The organism is Nostoc sp. NMS4, from assembly GCF_017115095.1.
In the GTDB taxonomy this organism is placed as follows: Bacteria; Cyanobacteriota; Cyanobacteriia; order Cyanobacteriales; family Nostocaceae; genus Nostoc.
Genome location: NZ_JABXKI010000212.1, coordinates 8,707 through 15,783 on the forward strand (window position 1 = coordinate 8,707; position 7,077 = coordinate 15,783).

Here is a 7,077-nt window from a genome sequence, read left to right on the forward strand (position 1 = left end):
GGTTGATGAAACAACTGCGCGATCGCAATTTTATTTTATGTTTCTTGGGTGCAGATTACTATGCCTTTGTGCATCGGACATTTTTAGAATATTTCTGTGCTTGGGAGTTTGTCTGGCAGTTTGAGAAGGAACGCAGTATTACAATTGAGTATCTCAAAACTGAAGTTTTTGGTAAACACTGGCAAGATGAAACTTGGCATGAAGTATTGCAGCTAATTGCGGGAATGATTGATGCGAAATTTGTTGGTGAAATTCTTGATTACTTAATGGTGCAAGATGGCGAAGCGGAAAAATTTATCAACCTATTTTTAGCGGCTAAATGTCTTTCAGAAGTGAGAAATCGCTTGGTTATTGGGTCAACGGCTAATAAATTGCTTGACAAGCTAAAAGAATTAACTAAGTATGACCTCTGGTACTATTATGAACCGAGACTAAATTACGAGGAAACTAAGCTAGTTAGAAAAATTCGCACTCAAGCAGTTGCAACAGTCACTGTAATTTGGAAAGATAACCGTGATACTTTACACTGGCTCAAAAACTGCGCCACTGCTGATAATCATGGGGATGTGCAACGTGCAGCCATCGAAGCATTAGCCAGCAATTTTAAAGATGACTCGGACATTTGCTCGTTTCTCAAAGACTGCACTACTACTGATAATCATGAAAATGTGCGAGGTGCAGCCATTAAAGCATTAGCCAGCAATTTCCCAGATGACCCGAACACTTACTCAATTCTCATAGATTGCGCCACTGCTGATAATCATGAGGACGTGCAAAGTGTAGCCATCGAAGCATTAGCCAACAATTTAAAAGATGACCCGGACATTTACTCAATTCTCAAAGACCGTGCCACTGCTGATAATCATGAGTTTGTAAGAGAAGTAGCTATCGAAGCATTAGCCAAGAATTTCAAAAATAACCTGGATACTTGTTCAATTCTCAAAGACCTCGCCACTGCTGATGATGATGAGCTTGTAAGACGTGTAGCCATCGAAGCATTAGCCAAGAATTTCAAAGATGATCCGAACACCTACTCGTTTCTCAAAGACTGCGTTATTACTGATGATGATGAGTTTGTGCGAAGTGCAGCCATCCAAGCATTAGCCAGCAATTTCAAAGATAACCCTGACACCCGCTCGATTCTCAAAGACTGTGCCACCGATCATCGTGGGAATGTGCAAGGTGCAGCCATCCAAGCATTAGCCAGAAATTTCAAAGATGACCCGGATACCCGCTTGATTCTCAAAGACTGCGCTACTGATGATCGTGGGAATGTGCGAGGTACAGCCATCCGAATATTAGCCAGCAATTTCCCAGATGACCCGGACACCTGCTCGATTCTCAAAGACTGCACCACTGATGATCATGGGAATGTGCGGCGTGAAGCCATCGAAGCATTAGCCAGCAATTTCAAAGATGACCCTGACACCCGCTCGATTCTCAAAGACCGTGCCACTGATGATAATGGGAATGTGCGACGTGCAGCTATCCAAGCATTAGGCAAACACTTCAGATATCAGCCTGAGTTGTTTGAAATTTACTACAACTGCGCTGTTAATGATCCCTTTAAAAGGTATTCCCGGTTTAACCCCAATCCTCGACAGGTTGCACTGGAGATAATTATCAAGCAATTTCCTCAACATTCCCAGACTTTACCACTGCTGCGCGACAAAGCAGAAAATGACCCAGATGAGGAAGTGCGAGAGTTTGCTCAACAAAAGTTGGCAGAATTAGAGAAGTAAAAGAGTGTATGAGTATATATGAAATATACGATAATTATTCAGTGGTCTGATGAAAATGAGTGTTTTGTTGTGAGTCTTCCTGAATGGGGATTTTGTCATACTCACGGAGATACTTACGAAGAAGCTTTCAAAAATGCTCAAGAAGTTTTAGAAATGCTGATTGAATCCTCTTAGCTGACGGTCAACCTCTACCTGAGCCAAAAACACTAAAAAAGTCGTTAAAATAATTCGTAATTCGTAATTTGTCAAATTAGAGAAGCATACGGCGATGCCTTCACGATAGGCATCGCGGATTTTAGATTTAATCTAATCTAAAATCCCAAATCGAGTTACCGATTCACCGCCGCAGCTTCTCTTGCTGCTGTTGCTTGATCTGGGTGAATACCCAAGCGGGTGAGATTAATGCGACCTTTGTTATCAATTTCGCGCACTTTGATAATCACTTCATCGCCCACCGCTACTTCATCTTCAACTTTGCCAACGCGGTAGTCAGCTAATTGAGATATGTGAATCATGCCTTCTTTTCCTGGCAAAAATTCCACAAATGCACCTATTGGTATAATCCGAGTGATGCGTCCTGCATAGACATCCCCTTCATGCAACTTGCGGGTCATGCCTTGGATGATATTTCTGGCTCTCTTGGCCTTGTTCTCATCCACCGCGGAAATTGTCACGGTGCCATCATCTTCGATGTCAATTTTTGCACCAGTTTCCTCTGTGATCCCCTTAATAGTCTTGCCTCCAGGCCCGATGACCAAACCAATCATGTCTGAATCAATCTTGATTGTTAACAGACGGGGGGCATAAGGTGAGGTTTCAATCCGTGGCGTGTCAATGCAGGCTAGCATTTTCTCCAGAATGTGCAACCGGGCTGCTTTGGCTTGGTGGACGGCTTGGGCAATAACCTCCAAAGATAAACCGGAGATTTTCATATCCATCTGCAAGGCGGTAATCCCGGTATCCGTGCCGGCAACTTTGAAGTCCATGTCGCCCAAAAAGTCTTCAATGCCCTGAATATCGGTGAGGATTCGCACTTCGTCCCCATCCTTAATCAGACCCATTGCTGCACCACTGACGGGTTTGAGAATTGGTACACCAGCATCCATTAAGGCGAGGGTGGAACCGCAGACTGAACCCATTGAGGTGGAACCGTTGGAAGAAAGTACTTCTGAGACGATGCGAATTACGTAGGGAAATTGTTCTTTTGACGGTAGCACAGGGATTATCGCTCGTTCTGCTAATGCCCCGTGACCAATTTCACGCCTTCCTGGGGCCCGCATTGGCTTAGTTTCACCGACTGAGAAGGGCGGGAAGTTGTAATGATGCAGATAACGCTTGTGCTGATCTAGTTGCATGTCATCGTTGAGGTTTTGAGCATCCCCAGGTGTACCCAGAGTACAAGTGGATAATACCTGAGTTAGTTCTCGGTTAAATAAACCGCTACCGTGGACTCGCTTTGGTAAGACATCAACTAAACAAGAAACCGGACGCACTTGATCGAGTTTACGACCATCAACGCGGACGTTATCTTCGATGATTTGTCGCCGCATGAAGTATTTGGTAATATCTTTAAAAGTGTTACCAAGTGCCTTCTTATTTGCAGTTGCGGCAACTCGAATTGGATCTTCTTCTGACAATTCAGTAATCGTCGCGGCAATTTCATCCTTGACGACATCTAAAGCTGCATCGCGTTCGGGTTTGGTCAAACTAAATTGAGAGAGGATTTTCTTAATCTGACCGTTGGCGCGATCGCGGATATAATTTTCTAGCGTCTGGTCTACTTCTGGTGGTGCTTCTTGCACTATTACTAGACCCAGTTCTGCGATTAAATCTTGCTGCGCTTTGATTAAGTCCCGCACTGCTTCATAACCAAAGTCAATCGCCTCGATAATATCTCGCTCTGGCAACTGATTGGCTCCCGCCTCCACCATGATTACGCCGTGTGGTGAACCTGCTACTATCAGATCCAAGTCTCCAGCTTCAGTTTCTGCATAAGTGGGATTAATAATGAAATCATCTCCCACTAAACCAACCCGCACTGCTGCCATTGGCCCATTAAAAGGAATCTGGGCGATCAGGGTAGCAATGGAAGCGCCTGTAACTGCTAACACATCGGGTGGAACTAACTCATCCATCGATAGCGTTAAGGCAATAATTTGCAAGTCATCCCGCAACCATGACGGGAACAAGGGACGCATCGGACGGTCTATAAGACGGCTGGTGAGAATTGTTTTTTCTGGTGGACGACCTTCGCGCCGCATGATCCCTCCAGGAATCCTACCTGCGGCATATAGCCTTTCTTCATAATCTACAGTGAGGGGAAGAAAATCAATGCCTTCTCTGGCTTGCGATCGCGTAGCCGTCACTAAAACGGATGTATCCCCTGATTCTATCAAAACCGACCCACCTGCCTGGGGAGCTAGTAGGCCTACTTTCAGTCGAATATCCCTTCCATCGAAGGATATTGACTTATCAACTTCTGCCATTCAGTTTTTTTTCCTTCTCTTTCGCTATTCTCTTTCTGTGGCAATCCTAACATTTATGCCCTATGGCTGACTTCTAGTACATACAAAGATAGACAAGTCGTTTAAGGCAAAGGGTGATACAAGATTAGCGCATCTGCCACCTGCCCATTCTCTAGCTTCGCCGCGCCCGGAATTCGCCCAATAATCTCAAATCCTAACGACTGCCAAAGTGTAATTGAAGGTATATTAGTCTCAAAGACCAAATTAAACATTACTGCTTCGTAGCCCAGATTTGCTGCTATTGAAAGCATAGCCTCTCCCATAAACCGTCCTAAACCCTGACCGCGTAACTCAGGTTGTACAATAAAACCAGCGTTGCAAATATGGCTACAGCGACCGGGAAAGTTTGGCTTTAAATAAAACGCCCCGATTATTTCTTTTGGCTTGTGTGTAGGATCTACAACAGATGTCCTGACAACAAAGGCATCCTTACTTAACCAGTAAGCTGAAAATTCTGTAGGAGAGAGAGGTTGCTTTTGGGGATAAGTTTTACCTTCGACAATTACAACATTGAGTAATGCTCTTACAACCTCATCCTCTTGAGGATGCATATAATCCAGTTCCACTAATATCCCATTTTTTAAGACTTTAATTAGGGGAAAATCCATTATTAACAATGTTTCTGGGGAACAATTACTTAAATATTATTTATTGTATGTGAAATTTGGTCAATAAATCTTATTGAGAAGATGCAAAAAGTAGAATAATTGCGATTTAAATTCTGGAGTTTTGGGAAAATCTGAGTAGTTAGCAAATGGCGATTTTACACTGTAATTGGTTACTAAAAGAGCAAAATGGTTGTTTATTTATTTGGGGGGAAACTTGGCGATCGCCACGAGTGAATTTCGAGTCTAATGGATTTGGAGATATCCCAGTAAATCCATTGGCAATGACATCAGTTGAGTTGAGTGAGTGGTTGCGATCGCGAAGCGTCGCCTTTGGCGATTCGCAGAACATGGCAATTACCAACTTTAGCCAAAAACCCCAAGTTGCCATCGCAACTACTAAGCAAACGCGCAAAGCCGCCAGTGCCACTGAGATCAGTTTGCCAACGCACTCTCAAATCATTGCCCTACCAACTTATATCCTAGAAGGTAGTAGCGAAGGAACAACAGCGATTTTCCCTGTACATTCTGCCAGCTTGGGGCTAGACACAGACTCCCCGCAATATTTGCAACCGTGGCGAGTTGAGGGTTTTTGTTTGAATCCCAGCGAAGCAGTAAAATTTCTTGCTGCTATTCCCCTAAATGCTGCTAACGGAGAAGATGCCGATTTGGGAGGAGATTTACGTTTTTGGTCGCAGGTTGCCCGTTGGAGTTTAGATTTAATCTCACGGTGCAAGTTTTTACCAACAATTGACCAACAATCAGATAATGCGATCGCTGCCAAATGGCAAGTACTTCTAGATAGTGCCGTAGATGGAACCCGCCTAGAAAAATTTTCTGGGAATATACCGTTGGTTTGTCGTACTTATCAAGAGGAAGTGGAGACTGGGGAGGAGTTTTCCCAATCCCTACTTTATGTAGACTTTCCCACAGAACCTCAAGAATTACTTTTGGGATTTCTCAACAGTACGATAGATGCCCAAGTGCGAGAAATGGTGGGTTCTCAACCTCCAATAGAAGCTAAGGCAATCGCATCTTTACCCTCTGGGGTGCGACAGTGGTTGCAAGCCTTAAATACTACATCTGCTACAGTGAATGCAGATGTAATTGAAGTGGAACGATTGGAAGCGGCACTAAAGGCTTGGACTATGCCGCTACAATACCAATTAACTCTTAAAACTCTATTTCGTACCTGTTTTCAACTGCGTTCTCCAGAGTCTGGCGAAACAGATTGGACATTGGCGTATTTTCTGCAAGCGGCTGACGATCCTGAGTTTTTGGTAGATGCAGCAACTATTTGGAATAATCCAGTTGAACGATTGGTTTATGAAAATCGGACAATTGAACAACCACAAGAAACATTTTTGCGAGGTTTGGGGGTAGCTTCCCGATTATATCCAGCGATGTCTGGCGACAAGGCACAAAGCGCCTACGCACCCAGTTTAGAAACCGAATATCCCCAATTTTCTCGCCTCACTCCCATTCAAGCTTATGAGTTTATCAAAGCTGTAGCTTGGAGGTTGGAAGACAGTGGTTTAGGAGTAATTTTGCCTCCGAGTTTAGCGAACCGTGAAGGCTGGGCGAACCGTTTGGGTTTGAAAATTACTGCCCAAACCCCAAAGAAAAAGCAGGGACGTTTAGGATTGCAGAGTCTACTAAATTTCCAATGGCAATTGGCAATTGGTGGACAAACTATTTCTAAAGCTGAGTTTGATAAACTTGTAGCTTTAAATAGTCCGCTAGTGGAAATTAACGGCGAGTGGGTAGAATTGAGGCCTCAAGATATCAAAACAGCCCAAACATTTTTTACCACTCGCAAAGACCAAATGGCGCTTTCCCTGGAAGATGCTTTGCGTTTGAGTACGGGGGATACTCAGGCGATTGAAAAATTACCAGTAGTTAGTTTTGAGGCATCTGGGGCATTGCAAGAGTTGATTGGGGCGCTAAATAATAATCAGGCGATGTCTACGACGGGCTACGCCTACGCACCTTTACCCACACCAACAGGCTTTAAAGGACAGTTACGGCCTTATCAAGAACGTGGCGCTGCTTGGTTGTCATTCTTAGAACGTTGGGGCTTGGGTGCGTGTCTCGCAGACGACATGGGACTCGGAAAAACCGTGCAGTTCATCGCTTTTCTTCTGCACTTGAAAGAACAGGATTTACTAGAAAATCCAACATTGCTAGTTTGCCCAACTTCGGTTT

4 protein-coding genes and 1 pseudogene are annotated in these 7,077 nt (G+C 44.1%); 3 read left to right on the forward strand and 2 right to left on the reverse strand.

Annotated features, from left to right (window positions below):
* Window positions 1–1,742, forward strand: a 1,742-nt coding sequence (locus tag HWQ37_RS18230) for a HEAT repeat domain-containing protein (protein ID WP_292749386.1), incomplete at its 5' end; no start/stop codon positions are given.
* An 18-nt stretch (window positions 1,743–1,760) separates the two neighbouring features.
* Window positions 1,761–1,969, forward strand: a pseudogene (locus HWQ37_RS18235) (type II toxin-antitoxin system HicB family antitoxin).
* Window positions 1,970–2,071: 102 nt separating this feature from the next.
* Here the strand turns inward: HWQ37_RS18235 and HWQ37_RS18240 are convergent.
* Both HWQ37_RS18240 and HWQ37_RS18245 read right to left on the reverse strand, forming a co-directional pair.
* Complete coding sequence (locus tag HWQ37_RS18240; protein WP_292749388.1) at window positions 2,072–4,228, reverse strand: polyribonucleotide nucleotidyltransferase; 2,157 nt, start codon at window positions 4,226–4,228, stop codon at window positions 2,072–2,074.
* A gap of 101 nt (window positions 4,229–4,329) precedes the next feature.
* Window positions 4,330–4,875 (reverse strand): GNAT family N-acetyltransferase, encoded by a 546-nt coding sequence (locus HWQ37_RS18245; RefSeq protein ID WP_292749390.1) that lies wholly within the window; start codon window positions 4,873–4,875, stop codon window positions 4,330–4,332.
* Window positions 4,876–5,021: 146 nt separating this feature from the next.
* On the opposite strand from HWQ37_RS18245, the gene HWQ37_RS18250 reads away from it, so the two are divergent.
* Window positions 5,022–7,077: SNF2 helicase-associated domain-containing protein (locus tag HWQ37_RS18250; protein WP_292749392.1), on the forward strand; the 2,056-nt coding region annotated here is incomplete at its 3' end.